Here is a 16,697-nt window from a genome sequence, read left to right on the forward strand (position 1 = left end):
CAGAACCAACCAAGCCACCAGGCAGCGGGCCGCCGGGCGAAGCAGGGCCGTGGGGAAGCGGTGGGACACCGGGCGGGGAACCGGGGAACCGTGGGTCACTTGGGGAGGTGCTGGACGCTGCGGGCCACCAGGACGGTGGCGGCGCCGGTCAGGGCCGTCAAGGTGAGCAGGCCGGTGATGATGTGGATGTTGAAGCCGGTGCTGCCTTCCTGGAACTTGCCGACGATCAGGACGGTGCCCCAGGCGACGGGCGGTGTGAGCAGGCCGAAGAGGATCCAGCGGCCGTTGGTGGGGAATTTGAGCAGCGGGGTGACCAAGCGCCAGGCCAGTTCGATGGCGAAGGCGACGGCGGCCAGGGTCAGGGCCGGCCACCAGGCGTCTTCGGAGTCGAACATCAGGTGCATCAGCACGGCGATGATCGCGACCAGGGTGGACGGCAGGCCGATCGGCAGGGGCCAGCGACGGCCGATGACGATGAACGGCAGTAGCAGCAGGACGGTGCTGAAGAGGTAACCGTGGACGAGCTGCGCGTCGGGGGAGAAGATCTTGATCGGCTCGGTGCCGCTGCCCAGGTGCCGGAAGCCGATCGACGAGGCGTGCAGGGTGTAGATGTGCACGGGCAGCACGGTGAACAGGGTGGAGACGCCGACGAGCAGGGCGCCGCTGAGGCCGAGGGTGCGCTCGGGGCCGGTGGCCAGCATCAGCGTCGGGCCCATGGCGACCAGCACCATGCCGAGGATGATGAACTCGTGGCTGGGGCTGACGAAGATCTCCATGTTCCGCTCGATGCCCCAGATGTTGTGCCAGAGCGTGTCGACGCCGCCGCCGACGAGCAGGAACGCCATGCCGGCCAGGGGCAGTCGCAACGCGTTGGGCAGGGCGAGGACCGATCGGTACGTCGGAATGCCCGGCAGCCGGGACCGCATGATCCAGAACAGGGTGAAGCCGGAGGCGGCGATGCCGGAGTAGAGCACGCCGTGCCAGGGCGTCCAGAAGGTCTCCAGCTCGGGGGTGGTGGCATGCGCATACGCGTCGAGCTGCAAGCCGATGACCAGCCAGGCGCTCGCGACCAGCAGCACCCACCGCTCCCGGGCGCTGAACGCCTCCGTGCGGGTCTCGGTCGATGCGATCGTCACGTCGTGCCACCTCACTGTTCGGTCCGGCGATCCGTAACTTACATCGCCGCTGTTGCATTCTTCGATACGCCTGTGGACAACTAATTGACGCGCGATCACCACCAGCAGGAAAGCGCTTGCCTGAATCGATGAGTATTGATTAGATGTGGTCTCATGGAGATTCGACGGAGAACACTGCTCCGCGCCGGCGCTTTCGCCGCCGTCCCCGGACTCGGCCACCACCAGCGCCGCCGCAAACCGACCGTCTTCGTGGCCGGCGACTCGACGGCCGCCACCTACGCCACCGCCGACCACCCCCGGGCCGGCTGGGGGCAGGCGCTGCCGGTCTTCCTCCACGACGACGTGCGCGTGGTCAACGAGGCGCTGTCCGGGGCGAGCTCCAAGAGCTTCTACGACCTGGGGCGCCTCGACCGGATCCTGACGGCGATCAAACCCGGTGACACGCTGCTGGTGTCGTTCGGGCACAACGACGAGAAGATCACCGATCCGGCCCGCGGCACCGACCCGTGGACCACCTTCCAGGATCACCTGAGGCTCTACCTCGACGGGGCACGGGCGGCGCGGGCCACGCCGATCCTGGTCACGCCGGTCGAGCGCAGGAGATTCACCAGCGCCGGTACGCCGTACCTGTCGCACGGTGAGTACCCGGCCGCGATGATCGCCCTCGCCGCCGAGACCGGCACCCCGCTGATCGACCTCACCCGGCTCTCCTTCGAGCTGTGGAGCGCGCTCGGCCCCGAGACGACCAAGGACTACCTGCTCTGGCTGGAAGCGGGCGAGTCGGTCAACTATCCGGACGGCGTGCAGGACAACACACACTTCCAGGCGCACGGCGCGATCGAGGTGGCCCGTCTGGTGGTCGCCACCGGCCGGGAGATCCCCGGACGGAACCGGCGGGCACTGCACCGGACCGACATCCCCGACACGGTGCTGACCTGGCCACCGACCCGGCCGGCGGAGAGTATAGAAGGGGTATGACCCATACTCTCGACGCTCCCGGCGCCACCATCGCCTACGACGTCCGCGAGCCGGCCGAGTCCTCCTCGGCGGCGCCGCTGATGCTGATCGGCTCGCCGATGGACGCGAGCGGCTTCGGCACCCTGGCCGGTCACTTCACCGACCGGCGGGTGATCACTTACGACCCGCGGGGTACGGGCCGCAGCACCCGCACCGACCCCGCGCCCGAGTCGACACCCGAACAGCACGCCGATGACGTACGACGGGTGCTCGAAGCCGTCGGTGGCGGCCCGGTCGACCTGTTCGCCAGCAGCGGTGGCGCGGTCAACGCGCTCGCCCTGGTCGCCGCCCACCCCGGCCTGCTGCGCACCCTGGTCGCGCACGAGCCGCCGGCGGCCCGCCTGATTCCCGACAGCACCGACGCCGAAGCCGCGGTCCTGGGCATCCGTGCTCTGTACGAGCGTTTCGGCCTCGGCCCGGCCATGGTCAAGTTCATCGGGATCGTCTCGTTGCAAGGCCCGGTCCCGCCCGGTTTCGCCGACGAGCCCGGCCCCGACCCGGCCACGTTCGGCCTGCCCGGCACGGACGACGGCACCCGCGACGACGTGCTGCTGGGCCAGAACCTGGTCACCTGCTGCCTGTTCGAACCGGACTTCCCGGCGCTGAAAGCCACCGCGACCCGGATCGTGGTCGGGGTGGGCGCCGAGTCCGAGGGCGAGCTGGCACATCGGGCCGGGCGTGCGGTGGCGGCGAACCTGGGCGTCGAGCCGGTCGTCTTCCCCAGCAACCACGCCGGCTTTCTGGGCGGCGAGTTCGGCCAGCACGGCGACCCGGTCCCGTTCGCCGCGAAGCTCCGCGAGGTCCTGACCGCCGATCACGGCGACGGCGCCGTTCGGTGACCATCGCATTCGGCCCGGCGGTCGCGGGGTGACCTCGCGCCGGGCCGGCCTCGCGGGGTGGCCACGGTCGGCGTTTCCTGGTTACCCGTACCGAAAGAATCGGTAGTTTGCCTTTCATGCCATCGACGAATCTTGACGCGGCCTATTTCGACGCGTGGTACGCGGACATGGCCGGATCGCCGGCTCGGGACGCCGTCATCACCGGGGCTCTCGGGCTGCCGCCGGAGCTGCGGGACGCCGGGACGCTGACCTGGCAGGGCATCGCCGAGGTGGCCGCGGAGCTGCAGCTGCCCGAAGGTGGGCTGCTGCTCGACATGGCTTGCGGGCGTGGTGGGTACGGGATCGAGATCGCCCGGCGGGCCGGGGCCCGGCTGGTCGGGGTGGACATCTCCGCCGTGGCGCTGAGTGTGGCCGAGGCGACCGGCGGGGAGCGGCTGCCGGGGCGGGCCGTGTTCCAGACCGGCACCCTGACCGCGTCGGGGCTGGCCGGCGGCAGTGTGGACGGGCTGATGTGCCTGGACGCCGTGCAGTTCGCTGAGCCGCCGCTCGCTGCGATGGCCGAGTTCCGGCGGCTGTTGGTGCCGGGTGGGCGGCTGGCTCTGACGTGCTGGGAGGCCACCGAGCCGGATGACGCGCAGGTCCCGGCGCGGATCCGGGCGGTGGATCTGCGCCGGGACCTGGTGGCGGCCGGTTTCGCCGAGGTCGAGGTGTGGGAGAAGCCGCAGTGGCGGGCGGCCGAGCGGGCCTTGTGGGAGGCGGCGATGGTGGCGGACGGCTCCGATCCGGCGGTGCGGGCCATGCAGGTGGAGGGGCGGCGGTCGCTGGACACGTTCGGCTCGCTGCGCCGGGTGTTCGCGACCGCCACCGCACCCGCTCCTGAGTGATCCCCGCCGAGAGCCCTTTCGGGAAGGTGTGCGGGGACCCGGTTGCCGTTCGGGTGTGGAATAGCCGGGCGCGGGCCTGGATTGGCAGGAATATGACCGAGACTGAGTTCGATCCGCGTGAACTGCTGGCCGGGAGCAAGATCGGAATTCTGGCCACCATCAAGGCCAACGGGCTGCCGCAGTTGTCGCCGGTGACGCCCTACTACGACCGGGACGCCGGGGTGATCCTGGTGTCGATGACCGAGGGCCGGGCCAAAACCGTGAACCTGCGCCGCGACCCGCGGGCCGCCATCGAGGTGACCAGCGCCGACGGCTGGTCGTGGGCCACCGCCGAGGGGGACGTGACACTCACCGGGCCGTCCGCCGATCCGGCCGGGCCCGAGGTGGAGGCGCTTGTCGACTACTACCGGCGGGCTGCGGGCGAGCATCCGGACTGGGCCGAGTACCGGGACGTGATGGTCAGCGACCGGCGGGTGCTGATGACGCTGAAGGTCACCCACGTCTACGGGGCGAGTCTGCGGCGATAAATACGTTGAGAGCCGCCAGGGGAATCCCGCATGATCGATGCGGCCCCGGCGGCATCAGAAGCCGGCACTTAACCAGCGGGTGCACAGGCGATCAAACCACGCTCGTCCGCTGGAATCATCGGTGACCGGTCCTTCACATCGGGACCGCTACGGGGCCACCCCAACGTTGTCATTGACCAAAAAAGGTGTGCCATGTCCAAAGAGGTGATCATCCGCAGCGGTTTCCAGGGTCTGCGTTATGTCGACGGTCGTTTCGACCGGGTGCTGGAGCCGGGGCGTCATCCCCTGGCGCCGAGCCGCCCGTTCCGGCGGATGGCGAAAGTCGAGATCGTGCCGATCGACCTGCGTGAGCGTGAGCTGAACATCAAGGGCCAGGAGATCCTCACCGCTGACAAGGTCGCGGTCCGGGTCAACATCATCACGCATTTCCGGGTGACCGACCCGGTGGCGGCCATGGAGCGGGTCACCGACTACGGCGATCGTGTCTACAGCGACGTGCAGCTCGCCGCCCGCCGTTCGCTGGCCTCGATGACCCTGGACGCCATCCTCACCAACCGCAACCAGCTCTCCGAGGACATCCTGCGTGACGTCGAGGGGGTGTCCGCGAGCTACGGCGTGCGGATCATCCGGGCCGACGTGAAGGACCTGGTGTTCCCGGGCAATCTGCAGGACGTGATGAACCGGGTGCTGACCGCGCAGCGGATGGCCGAGGCACAGATGGTCGAGGCGCGGACGAAAGCCGACCGGGAGACCCTGGAGGCGACCTCCCGGGCCGCGGCCGCACGAGTCGCCGCGGAAGCGGACGCCGAGGCCAAGCGGATCCGGGCCGACGCCGAGGTGGACGCGCTGCGGCGGCTCGCCGAGGCGGCCCAGGCGTACGCCGAGCATCCGGCCCTGCTCCGGCTGCGTGAGCTGGAGACGATCAGCGCGCTCGGGGCCAACGCCGAGGCCCGGCTGTACATCGGCTTCGACAAGCACGTCGAGGCCTAGGGATACCTCAAGCGGGCGGGGGCGCGACCGATCTTGCCGGTCGCGCCATATCCAGTCCGACCGCGGAGGTATCCCCCACATGCGTCTCCTACCGCTGCTGCGCAGGCATCGCACCGCCTTCGCCACCGGTGTCGCGGCCCTGGTCGCCGGGCCGCGATCGGCCCCGTTCGCTTCCCCGTCCACCCCCGCGCCCGGGCCCGCCTGATCGAATTCGGCCTGGCCGAACGTCTCGCGGCACTGCCCCGGGTGACCTGCGAGGACCCGCTGCCGTACGACGAACTGCTGGGCCTGCCGGCCCGGTCCCGGGTGGTGGTCACCGACTCCGGCGGCCTTCAGGAGGAGGCCTCCTACCTGGGCGTTCCGGTGGTGGTGCTGCGCCGTTCGACACCCCGCTGGGAAGGCGTCGAAGCCGGAACCGCCGTCCTCACCGGCATCACCGGCAACGCCGAGGCGGCCCTGGCGGTCGCCGCGGCCCACCGTCCGAGCACCCCCGCCGAGCTGGCCCGGGTGACCGCGCTGCCCTGCCCTTATGGCGACGGCCACACCGGCCCGCGCGTGGCGGCCCTGCTGGCGGACCCGTCGCTCACCCCGCTCCTGGCACTGGACGAACCCGACCACACTGACGGCAGTCTGCCCTTCTCACCAGCCGCCTGATCCTTCTCACCCGCCGCCTGATCTGAATGCTGGGACACATGGACCTGATCCAAAAGCCACCGCTGGCCGTCGTCATCGACCTCGACGACACACTGTTTCCCCAGTCCAGCTATCTCTACGGGGCGTCCCGGGCAGTAGGCCGGGCCGGAGCCGCCGCCGGCCTGGACCAGATCCGCCTGACCCGGGCCGTCCGCCGTTCCCTGCTGGCCGGCTCCGACTCCGGCGGAACCATCGACCGGGCCCTGGCGGCCTACGGCATCTCCCCCGACCTGGCCGCCGACCTGATCCCCACGTTGGTAGCGGCGTTCACCGCCTACCGGCCGCGTCGTCTGCCGCCCTACCCCGGCGCGCTTGCCGCGCTGGCTGCGGTCAGCGCCCGCTACCCGGTGGCGTGCCTCACCGACGGCACCCCGGCGATCCAACGAGCCAAACTGGCCGCCACCGGTTTGGCCGACTCCTTCACCACGATCGTCATCACCGACGAACTGGGCGGCCGCACGCTGCGCAAACCCCACCCTGAAGGCCTGCGCCAGGCAGCCGAGACACTGGGGGTCGCCCCCGCCGACCTGGTGGTGATCGGCGACCGCCCCGGCAAGGACATGGCGGTGGCGGTCGCCCTGGGAGCCCGCTCCATCCGAGTCCGAACCGGTGAATACGCCGACGCCCCCGACTCCCCACCGGCCACCGCCAGCGTCTCCGACCTATCGGCCGCCGCCGCCCTGCTGGGCGCCGGGTGACTCCCCGACGACAACGGTGACATTGCTGGCGGAGAGCCCGCTGATGCCCTACCGGGCCAGAGCCCATTTGTTGTACGGCGAATGGCTCCGTCGTCGTTCCCGCCGCCGCGACAGCCGGGAACAGCTGCGGACCGCTTTTGATCTGTTCTCCGGTGCGGGTCTGGACGGGTTCGCTCAGCGGGCCGCCACCGAACTGCGGGCCACCGGTGAGCCCTCGCCCGGTTCCCGCTCGGGAGACGCCCGGGACCGGTTGAGCATGCAGGAGCTGACGATCGCCCGGCTCGTCGCGACCGGGGCGACGTCCAACGAGGTGGCCGGGCGGCTGTTCCTGAGCCCGCGGACGGTCGACGCCCAGCTTGCGGAACATGTGCCGCAAGCTGGGCATCAGCTCCCGCCGGGAACTGCGCGACCTGCCCGGCCTCAGCTGATCAGTCCAGGCAGAACTCGTTGCCTTCGACATCCGCCATGGTCAGGCAGGATTCGTTCTCCTCGTCGGCGATCTGCAGCCACAGTCGCTTCGCGCCGAGCGCCTCGAGGCGTGCGCCTTCGGCCTCCAGGACGGCCAGGCGCTCGGCGCCGACAAGACCGAGGCCCACGCGTACGTCGAGGTGAACTCGGTTTTTGACGGTCTTGCCCTCGGGAACCGTCTGGAAGAACAGCCGCGGGCCGACGCCGGTGGGATCGGTGCAGGCGAACCAGCCGTCCGTTTCGCCGTCCGGTGGCTGATAGCCGAGCACTTCGCACCAGAACCGGCCGACCCGCTCCGGGTTCTCGCAGTCGAAGGTGATCTGGAGCTGCCTGATCGTCGTCATCGGACCAACGATAGAGGGACGTGCGCTCGCCAGGATGGCCGGGAAGCGACTGGGGGGCCGGCCACCCTGGCGAGGTCTTACGGACCGGTCACGTTGCTGGCTACGCAGCTCGTGCCGTCCGGGCCTTCGCCGATCTTGGTGGGCTCGTCACCGGTGTCGTTGCCCTCGAAACGGTCGCAGAGGCTGATGTCGTCGCCGACGATCGTGATGCCGTCCAGGGTGACCTTGTCGCCGAGGTTCGTGTTGACACCGGCGAGAGTGCCACCGGGGGCGGTCGCGATGATGTTCGAGATGGTCACCGTACGGGCGGCCTGGGTCGAGCAGTTGCCGCACGAGCGGTAGAGCTTGCCGAAGTCGGAGACCTCGAAGTCGCGGATCGTCACCGAACCGCCGGCACCCCGGTTGTCCTGGAACACCTTGTCGGTGCCGCTCGCCGCGCTGCCGCCCTCGATCAGGACGGTGGCGTTGGTGCCACGGAAGGTGGCGGCGTCCTCGCCGACGTCCTCCCAGTGCACGTTGCTGATCGTGCAGCTCCCGGAACAGTGCACGCCGTCGGCGGCCGGGCTGCCCAGGATCACGTTCTGCAGGGTGGCCCCGTCGGCGAGTTCGAACAGCGCGTCCTGGCCCTCGTCCTGGCCGCCGTCCCCGAGTGCACCGCCGCCGATGAAACGCTTGTTCGCACCGTCGAAGACGCCGCTGACCTCGATCGACTCGGTCACCACCTGCTCACCAGTGGCCTCGGGCACCGCCGCCGACGCGAAGTTCGTGAAGACGACAGCAGCGCCGAGGCCGAGAGCGACCACCGCCGCCCCGATTACACGGCCTCTGTTCCGCCGGGAGTTAGTCATCACGTGCCTTTCGGTAGCAGGGACGAGTCTCTGCCCAGAAGCACGGATCTTGCGGGAAAGGGGTTTCCTCGATCACCGAGTCTTAAGGACTTCTTAAGGTTCGGGATGTAAGTCAACAGCTACAAATCCGGCTTTCAGTACCGCTGAATCCGGCCCTGACCAGGTGCGGATCAGCCTTCGGCCGCGGCTGTGCCCCGCTCCAGCAGGTCGGTGAACCAGCGCGCCTGATCGATCGGCACCATCTCGGTCCGCGCCCAGAACTCGGCGGCCTCGTCGGTCTCCGCGTCACCGATCTCCGGGGCGGTGTTCACATTGCCGGTGAGATAGACCGTGACATGGGTGAACCCGGTCGTGTTAGCGGCGATCCCGCCGTCCCGCACGCACAGCGTCTCATCGTTCAGCTGACCGTCTTTGATCGCTTCGCAGGTATCGGTGGCCTGCGGCGACAACTCGACCTGCGCGTGCAGCCACTGCTCACCGAACTGGTAGCTCACCACGAACGAGCCGTTGTCGCCCTTACTGCCGAGCGGCGACATCCTCCGCAGGCCGGGCGGGCGGGTCGCGGGCACCAGAGCGTAGTTCTCCACCAGCCCGCCGCGCCGTTCGAAGTCGATCCGGAGGGCGTCGTTGAGCAGAGTGTGCCCGGCGACCGATTCGTCGAGGACCCGGGGCGCGGACACCTCGTCAGGCTGCGAACATCCCGCAACGGCCAGCATCGCGAGCACGATGAAAAGCTTTCTCATAGGAGCCGCCACGATAGCCGAGTTGATCTCCAGATGGGCTGGTGGGCCCGCCTTATTGCGGGCGCTCATCCCCGGATTCGCGGTTCCAGCGCAACGGACCCGGTCGTACGCTCCACCACAGCCGCCGCCACCAGGATCTCCGCTCCCGCAACGCGTCGGCGTAAGCGATCACCTGGCTCCCGGCTCGCTCCGCCTGCCCCGTGTCGGCGGCACCCGGCGCGAACCCGGCCGTGTTGATCGCCTCGACCAGCGCATCCAGCGGCGGCAAAGGCGCTGCCTGCGCATCGGCAGTCGAGGCTTCGTTCGAGGCGCTGTTTGCCGCGCCGTTCGTCGCGCTGCTTGTCGCGCCGTTCGTGGCCGCGTTTGTGGCGCCGTTCATCGCGCCGTTCGCCGGCGGCGAACCGGTGCCGGTCTTCGTCACCGGGATCAGCGGGCCGGCTTCGTCCTGCGCCGCCCGCGCGTCGGCGATCTCCTCGGCAGTGGGTGGAACGGCTCGGCGGAGCAGTCCGGTGCGCTGGACCGGGCGGGGCAGCACGGCCGCGTGCCGGGCCGCTTCGGTCGCTGACAGGTGATCCGGGACCGGGCGTCCGGCGAGCCGTAACGCGTCGGTGAGTTCCAGCCACGCACCCGCGATCCGCTGGCCGGGGTCACCGATCGTCAAGCGTCGCCGGCGTTGCGCGCCACGCAGCGCGACAATCGTCCCCGCCGCTGCCGTGAGCAGCAGCAGCACTCCCCCGGACGTGCCCGAGGCGACCAGCACGGTCGACGTGCCGGCGGTCGCCGCGGGGGCCGCGACCTCCGGCGGCGGCGCGGACGATCCGGCCTCGGTGGGTTCCGGGTTCTCCGACTGGGACGGCGGCGGTGACGGGGTGGGCGGGGTGAAGTCCTCCTCGACCGGGCGCGTCTCGTCGCTCTTCGGCAGCGGGTCGAAGGCCACCCAGCCGACCTGATCGAAGTACACCTCCGGCCAGGCCAGAGCATCGCCCGCGGTGACGGCTCCACCGGCGGCGGGCGCGACGAAACCGACCACCACCCGGCTGGGCAGGCCGGTCATCCGGGCGAGCACCGCGTACGCGGCGGCGAACTGCTCCGACGTGCCTTTCTGACCGCCCGCATCGCGCCGCCCGAACAGGAAGTGCCCGAGGTTTGGGTAGGCGTGCCCGCTGGGTGCGTCGGCGACGTGCCGGTAGTGCTCGGCCAGGAAGTCCTCGATCGCCACCGCCCGGTCGTACGGCGCGCCGTTGCCTTCGGCGAGATGCTCGGCCAGCTTCTGCACCTGCTCCGGCGCCCCGGCACCGGGCGCGAGGTAACGGGCGAACGCGTCACCGGACGGCACGTTCGCCGCCGGCAGCAGGTTGAGGTCGGGCTTCTGCACTTCCGAGACGGCCGTGTAGCGGAGGCCTTCGGTGAGCCCTTCCGGACGGATCAGGGTGCCGGTGGCGGCGTCGTAGGCGACCCGCGCCCCGGTGATCCGGGTGGGCGTGGGCACGGCCGGAAGCAGCCGCCCGGTCAGCCCGGTGATGGTGATCTGGTGCTCGTTCTCGGTGACCTCGGTACCGGCCGGCACGTCGAGCACCGGCAGGACCCGGCCCGCGTTCCGGTAGACCCCGCCGACCCGCCAGGTCACCCCGTCGTAGTCGGACAGCACCGCGAGCCGGAGCCGCACGTTCCCCCGCGCGGACGCCGCCGGTTCCGCGGGTGCGGACGAGGTGGCCGGAGCCTTGATCGGGACGATCCCCGCGCCGCCGCCCTGACCCGCGACCGCGCCGCTGTCGGCAGAGGCAGTTCCCGCCCCGCCGCCCTGGCCCGAGGCGGGGGCGCTGCTCCGGCTCGTGGTGGTTCTGGCTTTCCGGGACTTCGCCGGAGTAGCCGTGCTCTCCGTCACCGAAGGCACCGACGGCACCGGCAGTGGGGCCGGGTTCTCCGGGTCGCCGGGGCGGAACTCCAGCAGAGGCTGGTTCGGGTAGAGCGCCCAGCCGGAGATCCGGTTCAGAGGACTCTCGTCGAGGCTGTCGACGCGTGGTGGCTGCACGTACTGCCGGGGGTCGACCGGGGTGGCGCTGACCCGGTCACCGACCCACGGGCCGGCGGCGGCGATCAGGCCCACGACCACCACCAGGCCGGCGGCGGCACCACCGAGCGCGCGGACCCGTACCGCCGCGATCGTGGAACCCGGAGCCCCGGAAGCCGCGGCCAGCGCGGCGACGATGAGCCCCGCGAAGATCAGGGTGTACGCGGTCGCCGCCTCGGCGTTCGGCCCGACCACGTAGAGCGCGCCCGCGTAGGCCGCCACCGGTGGCACGCAGCCCAGCAGCACCCGGCCGCTGCGCACGGCGACCTCGGTCGCGGCCAGACCGGCGATCCAGATCGCCGCGACCGCGATGACCACCGTGTCGGGCGTGGCCTCGACCGGGATCATGGCGGTGAGCAGGCGTGGGATGCCGTTGGTCAGGGCGTCGCGGGCGACCGCGACGGTGAGCCCGGTCGCGCCGGCGGCCAGATGCAACGCGAGCGCCAGATACCCGGTGAGTAGCACTGTCGACAGCGGCGCCGCCGCCCACGACGGCAGCCGCCGGGCCGCGACTCCCACGCCGACCGAACCGACCGCCGCACCCGCCGCCAGGTAGAACAGCAGGTCATCGGCGTAGATCCGGCCCAGTGCGGCCCCGGCCAGCGTCAGCATCCCGGCCAGCGCCACCGGCACCACGGCCCGGCGCAGTATCCCGGTCAGACGCACCGCGCACCCCTGCTTCCACCCGGCACGCCGGTCCACATTCCGGGCCGCAAGCCGGTTCGCATTCCGGTCACCATCCGCGCGTTCCGTCCCAGGCCGCGGCGAATTCGGCGCCGTCGACCGCTTCGATCACCAGCAGGCGGTCGGTGGGTGCGGAGGGCGACGAGTCGCGGTCGCCGAGGATTCCGGCGAGCGCGACCGGGTACGCCGACCGAAGCCCACTGACCGCGCCCAGATCCGCCCGCCCACCCGGTCCGGTCAGGAAGATCAAAGTGTCCCCGAGTCGTTGGGCCCGCAGTTGCCGCAGGGTGGCGTCGAGATCCCCGTCGCCGAGGGCGGCTTCGGTGAGCACGTCCAGGTGCGGGCCGCTGATCCTGGTGGTGACCAGGTGCAGGCTGACCGGCAAGTCCTCGCGCACGGCCGCGACGACGATCGAGGCGGCCGCCTCGCAGGCGTCCTCGAAACTGTCGCCGTGGTGTGCCGAGGCGCGGTCGTCGAGGAGTACCACGATCGTCGGTTCGGCGGTGTCGAGCTGTTCCCGGACCATCAGCTCGCCGACTTTGGCACTGCTGCGCCAGTGGATGCGCCGGATCTCGTCGCCGGGCACGTACTCCCGCAGGGTGTCGAACGTGATCGTGCCCTGCGGGACCTTGTCGACGCTGCCGTCCAGGCTGCGGGTGAGCCCGGCGGGAAGCGCGCGAAGCGGGTGAACCCGGGGGTAGACCCGGACGACAGTGGTCTCGCCGTAACCTCGGGCCAGCGTGATCAGCCCGAGCGGGTCACGGCGGGTGACGTGCAGCGGCCCGATCGGCACCAGGCCTCGGCGGTGGGTCGGCACCGGATAGCTCTCCACGGTGTCGTTACCGGCCCGCAGGCGCAGCAACGGCACGTCGACGGTCGCCGTGCCGCACCGGTCGGTGGCGATGAGCGTGGCCGCCCGGACCCGGCTGGTGTTACTGATCGTCAGGGTGACGTGGGCGGGTTCGCCGCGGGCCACCCGGTCCGGGTCGGCGATCCGGGTGACACCGAGACGGGGCCGCCAGAACGCGAACACCAGCGCCGCCAGCACCGCGATCCCGGCGGCGGCCCCGAGTAGTGCCAGGTCCGGATACCCGTACCGGAATCCGGCTCCGACCAGCACGATCGTGGCCAGGATCAGGCCGAACCCACGGGCTGTCACGCCGCTGCGGTGACTCTCGGTGCGGGACAACGGATCAGACCGGGACTTGCTGGCCGGCCAGCGGAACCGGAACCGAGCGCAGCGCGTCGGCGAGGACGTCGGCGGCGGTCACCCCGCGCAGCTGCGCGTCGGCGGACAGCAGGACCCGGTGGGCGAACACCGGCTCGACCAGGTCCTTGAAGTCCTCCGGCAGCACGTAGCCACGGCCGTTGATCAGCGCGTACGCCGCGGCGGCCCGGGTCAGCGCGATCACCCCGCGAGGGCTGACACCGACGCGGACCTGCGGGTGGTTGCGGGTCGAGGCGGCGAGCCGGACGGCGTACGTGTAGAGCGGGTCGGCGATGTGCACCGCCGCGACCATCCGGGTCATCTCGCCGATCATGTTGGTGTCGGTGACCGGGTCCAGGGTGTCCGGCGACCGGCCCGCCGCCCCGCGCAACACCTCGATCTCGACGTCCTCGGACGGGTAGCCGACGGACAGTTTCACCAGGAAACGGTCGAGTTGTGCCTCCGGCAGACGGTAGGTGCCGTCCATCTCGACCGGGTTCTGGGTGGCCACGACCAGGAACGGCTGCGGCACCGGATGCGGCACGCCGTCGATCGTGATCCGGCGCTCCTCCATCACCTCCAGCAGCGACGACTGGGTCTTCGGTGACGCCCGGTTGATCTCGTCGGCGATCACCAGGTTCGCGAAAACCGGGCCGGGGTGGAACTCGAAACCGCCGTTGGACTGGTTGAAGACGGTCACGCCGGAGACGTCGGAGGGCAGCAGGTCAGGCGTGAACTGGATCCGCCGCCACTGCCCGTGGATCGACGCGGCCAGCGCCCGGGCGAGCGTGGTCTTGCCGACGCCGGGCACGTCCTCCAGCAGGACGTGCCCCTGGGCGAACATCGCGGTCAGGGTCAACCGGATCACCTCGGGCTTGCCGAGGACGACGGTGCCGATCCGGTTGGCGAGTTGCGCGGCGACGTCGGCGAACCCCTGGACGTGAGCGGGGGTCAGCATGTCGGCAGGTTCCCCAGATCGTCCCCGCCGTCGAGGTTCAGCCACGCCCACGGGATGTAGGTCTTGCCCTCATAAGCCACCTGGATCCACACCGAGCTTCTCTTGTTGTCGTTGTAGACGAAGGCGTAGACCTCTTCGCCGTTCTTCTTGCAGTACGTCTTGAGCCGCGTCCCGTTCTTGACCCAGCCTGCCTGCTGAGAATCGGTCTGGGTGGTGCCCTTGAAGATCTCGTTGCCGTTGCGGCCGTCGACGTCGGAGTTGCAGTACGTCTTCTGGTCACCGCTGTCACCGTTGATGCAGGTGGCCGTGCCGTACAGGTCGTCGGTGGTCTTCGTGGCCGCCTTGGCGGCGTTGCCGGCCGCGTTCTTGGCGGTGACCGTGAACGTGTAGCCGGTGCTCGGGCTGAGCCCGCTCGCGTTCAGCGAGGTGCAACTGCCGGTCGAGCCCTTGCCACCGCCGGACACGGTGAGCGTGCACGTGGTCGTGCCGCCGCCACCGTTCACGCTGAACGCCACCTTCGCCGTGTTGAACGTCGGGTCCACCCCGGTCACCGTGACCGTCGGCGCCGCCACCGTCCGCGCGGTCGCGCTGGACGCCTCACCGGCACCGGCCTCGTTCACGGCCGTGACCGCGACCTGCACGGTGGCACCCGTACCGAGACCGGTCAAGGTAACCGTGGTCTCGGTGACCTCGGTTTCCTTGTCACCGGCCTTGACCACGTACTTCGTGATCGGCCGCCCGTTGTCGGCCGGGGCCGTCCAGGTCACCCGCACCGCACCGGCCTGATCGGCGACGGTGGCCGCCTCGACGGCGTCCGGCTTGCCCGGAACGGCGAACGGCACCACCGTGTTGCTGACCCCCGACGCGGCCGAACCGGCGGCGATGTCGTTGATCGCAACGACGGTGAACGCGTACTGCTTACCGAACTCCAGCTGCCCGACCGGGATCGTCAGAGTGGTACTCGCCGACTCGCCGACCGGAGCGGACCCGCCCTCGGACACGGCGGTCACCGCGTACCGCTGAATCTTGTGTCCCTGCCCGTTGGCCTCCGGCCAGGTCACCACGACCGTGCCGTCCGGTTTCGCCTCCGCGACCGGCGGTGTCGCCGGCGGGTCCGGCACATCCGAGGTGGGCACCACGGCGTTGCTCATCCTGCCCGGCCCGTCACCCTTACGGTTCACCGCGTGCACCTCGAACCGGTACGTCTCACCGTTCGTCAGGCCCGTCACCACCAGTGACCTCTGCTCGGCGCCGACCGGGAACGTCTTGTCCGCGCCGGTCACCACGTAACGGGTGATCGCGGCACCGTTCGGATTGGCGGCCTGCCAGGTCACCCGGACCTCGGTGTTACCGGCGGCGGCACGCACCGCACGGGGCGCACCCGGCTTGCTGACCACCGGCTTCTTCGGCTTCTGCTCCTTCGGCTTCTCCGGCTCGGCCTTCACCTGCGGCGGATCGCCGCCGACGACGTCGTCGTCATACTTGTCGACCGTCCGCACCGTGTGCTGGTCGTTGACGACCCGGGCCGTCGAGGAACCCGGCGCGTTGATGAACAGGTGGTTCTCCCGAACCTCCAGCTCCAGGTCACCGCCCGGCCGCTGAATGTCGAACGACTCCTGCTTCTGGCCGTTCTCGTCGAAGACGTGCACGGTGCCGTCGTCCTCCGGCACGTAGACATAGCCCTGGTAGGCCACCGCGGTCCGCAGATCACCGCCACCGCCCTCGGGGACGACCATCTCGCGGATCCCGCTCCCGCCGACCGTGTAGACCCGCCGGTCGTCGGCGACGGTCACCGCGATCGTGTCACCGTCGGTGCGCGGCGGCAGCTCACCCGGGCCGGTCAGCGGCAGCGTCACCGGCGTGCCGGCGCCCGTCTCAGTGACCTTCACCAGCGCGTTCGTCGTCCGGTCGAGCACCGCGACGCCCTTGTCCATGGCACTGACCGCCAGGTCGTGGCTCGGCGCGGCCACCGAATCGGTGCGCACCCGCACCGGAGCGGTCTCCCCCGGCTGGACCGCGGTCACCGTGCCCTCGGTCGGCGCCGCGACCCACAGCACCCCGGCCCCGTCGAACACGCCACCACCGATGCCCGGCGGGAACTGCAGCGGGTCACCGACCGCCTGCAGACTGGCCGGCTCGACCTGCTGCACCTTGCCCTGCACCGCGTCGATGACGAACGCCGACTTGTCGTGCAGCGCCACGCTCACACCCACGCCGGCCTGGGATTCGGCATTCCAATACGCCTGCAGATCGGTCAGGTCCATCGACGCGATCGCGCCGGTGTTGACGTCCCGCAAGATCACGTAACGATCGCTCTGGCTCACCTGCAGTTGATGCCCGCGGGCGGCCTGGCCGACGTCGGCACGCGTGTCCACCCGGGCGGACGTGCCGTTGATCCGGGCCAGCTCCGCCTTGCCCTTGCTCCACAGCCAGGATGCGGCGTCGAAGCTGGCCAGCGCCTGGTCAGCGGACCCGAGACCACGGACGGTGATGCCGAGCCCCGCCACCAGGACCAGCACAGTCGCCATCGTGACCAGCTGGCCCTTGCCAGGTCTGCGCAGACCCTTTTTCTTGGCGCCATCAGTGCTGG

The 16,697-nt window shown here is 70.4% G+C and carries 16 protein-coding genes and 1 pseudogene; 9 read left to right on the forward strand and 8 right to left on the reverse strand.

What is annotated here, in order from left to right:
* Positions 1-95 precede the first annotated feature (95 nt).
* Positions 96-1,136: a hypothetical protein gene (locus BLU81_RS21305; RefSeq protein WP_231954685.1), complete on the reverse strand. Its 1,041-nt coding sequence runs from the start codon at positions 1,134-1,136 to the stop codon at positions 96-98.
* Between the two features lie 153 nt (positions 1,137-1,289).
* On the opposite strand from BLU81_RS21305, the gene BLU81_RS21310 reads away from it, so the two are divergent.
* From BLU81_RS21310 to BLU81_RS51800, 9 genes and pseudogenes are all read left to right on the forward strand, one after another.
* The gene (locus BLU81_RS21310; protein WP_092546281.1) at positions 1,290-2,114 is read left to right on the forward strand and encodes a rhamnogalacturonan acetylesterase; all 825 of its coding nucleotides are present in this window, start codon (positions 1,290-1,292) and stop codon (positions 2,112-2,114) included.
* The gene (locus BLU81_RS21315; protein ID WP_092546282.1) at positions 2,111-2,992 is read left to right on the forward strand and encodes an alpha/beta fold hydrolase; all 882 of its coding nucleotides are present in this window, start codon (positions 2,111-2,113) and stop codon (positions 2,990-2,992) included. The genes BLU81_RS21310 and BLU81_RS21315 overlap by 4 nt, the downstream gene beginning before the upstream one ends.
* A 116-nt stretch (positions 2,993-3,108) precedes the next feature.
* Positions 3,109-3,876, forward strand: a complete 768-nt coding sequence (locus tag BLU81_RS21320; protein ID WP_092546283.1) for a class I SAM-dependent methyltransferase — start codon at positions 3,109-3,111, stop codon at positions 3,874-3,876.
* A gap of 92 nt (positions 3,877-3,968) precedes the next feature.
* A complete protein-coding gene (locus BLU81_RS21325; protein WP_092546284.1) occupies positions 3,969-4,403 on the forward strand; it encodes a PPOX class F420-dependent oxidoreductase in 435 nt (144 codons plus the stop codon).
* A gap of 192 nt (positions 4,404-4,595) precedes the next feature.
* Positions 4,596-5,393 carry a slipin family protein gene (locus BLU81_RS21330; protein ID WP_092546285.1) on the forward strand — a complete coding sequence of 266 codons (798 nt, stop codon included), beginning with the start codon at positions 4,596-4,598 and terminating at the stop codon, positions 5,391-5,393.
* Positions 5,394-5,472: 79 nt separating this feature from the next.
* Positions 5,473-5,598, forward strand: a complete 126-nt coding sequence (locus BLU81_RS51590; RefSeq protein WP_269461127.1) for a hypothetical protein — start codon at positions 5,473-5,475, stop codon at positions 5,596-5,598.
* 11 nt (positions 5,599-5,609) lie between these two features.
* Positions 5,610-6,047, forward strand: a complete 438-nt coding sequence (locus tag BLU81_RS21335) for a UDP-N-acetylglucosamine 2-epimerase (RefSeq protein WP_231954804.1) — start codon at positions 5,610-5,612, stop codon at positions 6,045-6,047.
* Between the two features lie 38 nt (positions 6,048-6,085).
* Positions 6,086-6,784: an HAD family hydrolase gene (locus BLU81_RS21340; RefSeq protein WP_092546287.1), complete on the forward strand. Its 699-nt coding sequence runs from the start codon at positions 6,086-6,088 to the stop codon at positions 6,782-6,784.
* A gap of 256 nt (positions 6,785-7,040) precedes the next feature.
* Positions 7,041-7,088 (forward strand): annotated as a pseudogene (locus BLU81_RS51800) (hypothetical protein); the annotation flags it as partial.
* A 124-nt stretch (positions 7,089-7,212) separates the two neighbouring features.
* Here BLU81_RS51800 and BLU81_RS21350 read toward each other — a convergent pair.
* From BLU81_RS21350 to BLU81_RS21380, 7 genes are all read right to left on the reverse strand, one after another.
* A complete protein-coding gene (locus BLU81_RS21350; protein WP_092546288.1) occupies positions 7,213-7,596 on the reverse strand; it encodes a VOC family protein in 384 nt (127 codons plus the stop codon).
* 77 nt (positions 7,597-7,673) lie between these two features.
* Positions 7,674-8,399 carry a pectate lyase gene (locus tag BLU81_RS21355; RefSeq protein WP_231954686.1) on the reverse strand — a complete coding sequence of 242 codons (726 nt, stop codon included), beginning with the start codon at positions 8,397-8,399 and terminating at the stop codon, positions 7,674-7,676.
* Positions 8,400-8,614: 215 nt separating this feature from the next.
* Positions 8,615-9,187, reverse strand: a complete 573-nt coding sequence (locus BLU81_RS21360) for a hypothetical protein (RefSeq protein ID WP_092546290.1) — start codon at positions 9,185-9,187, stop codon at positions 8,615-8,617.
* 52 nt (positions 9,188-9,239) lie between these two features.
* Entirely contained in the window at positions 9,240-11,924 is a 2,685-nt protein-coding gene (locus tag BLU81_RS21365) for a transglutaminase domain-containing protein (RefSeq protein WP_231954687.1), read from the reverse strand.
* A gap of 67 nt (positions 11,925-11,991) precedes the next feature.
* On the reverse strand, positions 11,992-13,101 hold the full coding sequence (locus tag BLU81_RS21370; RefSeq protein WP_231954688.1) for a DUF58 domain-containing protein: 1,110 nt from the start codon (positions 13,099-13,101) through the stop codon (positions 11,992-11,994).
* Positions 13,102-13,135: 34 nt separating this feature from the next.
* The gene (locus BLU81_RS21375) at positions 13,136-14,107 is read right to left on the reverse strand and encodes an AAA family ATPase (protein WP_092546291.1); all 972 of its coding nucleotides are present in this window, start codon (positions 14,105-14,107) and stop codon (positions 13,136-13,138) included.
* Complete coding sequence (locus BLU81_RS21380) at positions 14,101-16,635, reverse strand: fibronectin type III domain-containing protein (protein ID WP_092546292.1); 2,535 nt, start codon at positions 16,633-16,635, stop codon at positions 14,101-14,103. The genes BLU81_RS21375 and BLU81_RS21380 overlap by 7 nt, the downstream gene beginning before the upstream one ends.
* Positions 16,636-16,697: the final 62 nt, after the last annotated feature.

It is taken from the genome of Actinoplanes derwentensis (genome assembly GCF_900104725.1).
Classification (GTDB): Bacteria; Actinomycetota; Actinomycetes; order Mycobacteriales; family Micromonosporaceae; genus Actinoplanes; species Actinoplanes derwentensis.

What these genes read in the sequence shown, in the direction of transcription:
- BLU81_RS21330 (WP_092546285.1), top strand. Translation starts at nt 4,596, where the DNA reads ATGTCCAAAGAGGTGATCATCCGCAGCGGTTTCCAGGGTCTGCGTTAT.
- BLU81_RS21325 (WP_092546284.1), top strand. Translation starts at nt 3,969, where the DNA reads ATGACCGAGACTGAGTTCGATCCGCGTGAACTGCTGGCCGGGAGCAAG.
- BLU81_RS51590 (WP_269461127.1), top strand. Translation starts at nt 5,473, where the DNA reads ATGCGTCTCCTACCGCTGCTGCGCAGGCATCGCACCGCCTTCGCCACC.
- BLU81_RS21360 (WP_092546290.1), bottom strand. Translation starts at nt 9,187, where the DNA reads ATGAGAAAGCTTTTCATCGTGCTCGCGATGCTGGCCGTTGCGGGATGT.
- BLU81_RS21380 (WP_092546292.1), bottom strand. Translation starts at nt 16,635, where the DNA reads ATGGCGACTGTGCTGGTCCTGGTGGCGGGGCTCGGCATCACCGTCCGT.
- BLU81_RS21350 (WP_092546288.1), bottom strand. Translation starts at nt 7,596, where the DNA reads ATGACGACGATCAGGCAGCTCCAGATCACCTTCGACTGCGAGAACCCG.
- BLU81_RS21320 (WP_092546283.1), top strand. Translation starts at nt 3,109, where the DNA reads ATGCCATCGACGAATCTTGACGCGGCCTATTTCGACGCGTGGTACGCG.
- BLU81_RS21315 (WP_092546282.1), top strand. Translation starts at nt 2,111, where the DNA reads ATGACCCATACTCTCGACGCTCCCGGCGCCACCATCGCCTACGACGTC.
- BLU81_RS21340 (WP_092546287.1), top strand. Translation starts at nt 6,086, where the DNA reads ATGGACCTGATCCAAAAGCCACCGCTGGCCGTCGTCATCGACCTCGAC.
- BLU81_RS21375 (WP_092546291.1), bottom strand. Translation starts at nt 14,107, where the DNA reads ATGCTGACCCCCGCTCACGTCCAGGGGTTCGCCGACGTCGCCGCGCAA.
- BLU81_RS21310 (WP_092546281.1), top strand. Translation starts at nt 1,290, where the DNA reads ATGGAGATTCGACGGAGAACACTGCTCCGCGCCGGCGCTTTCGCCGCC.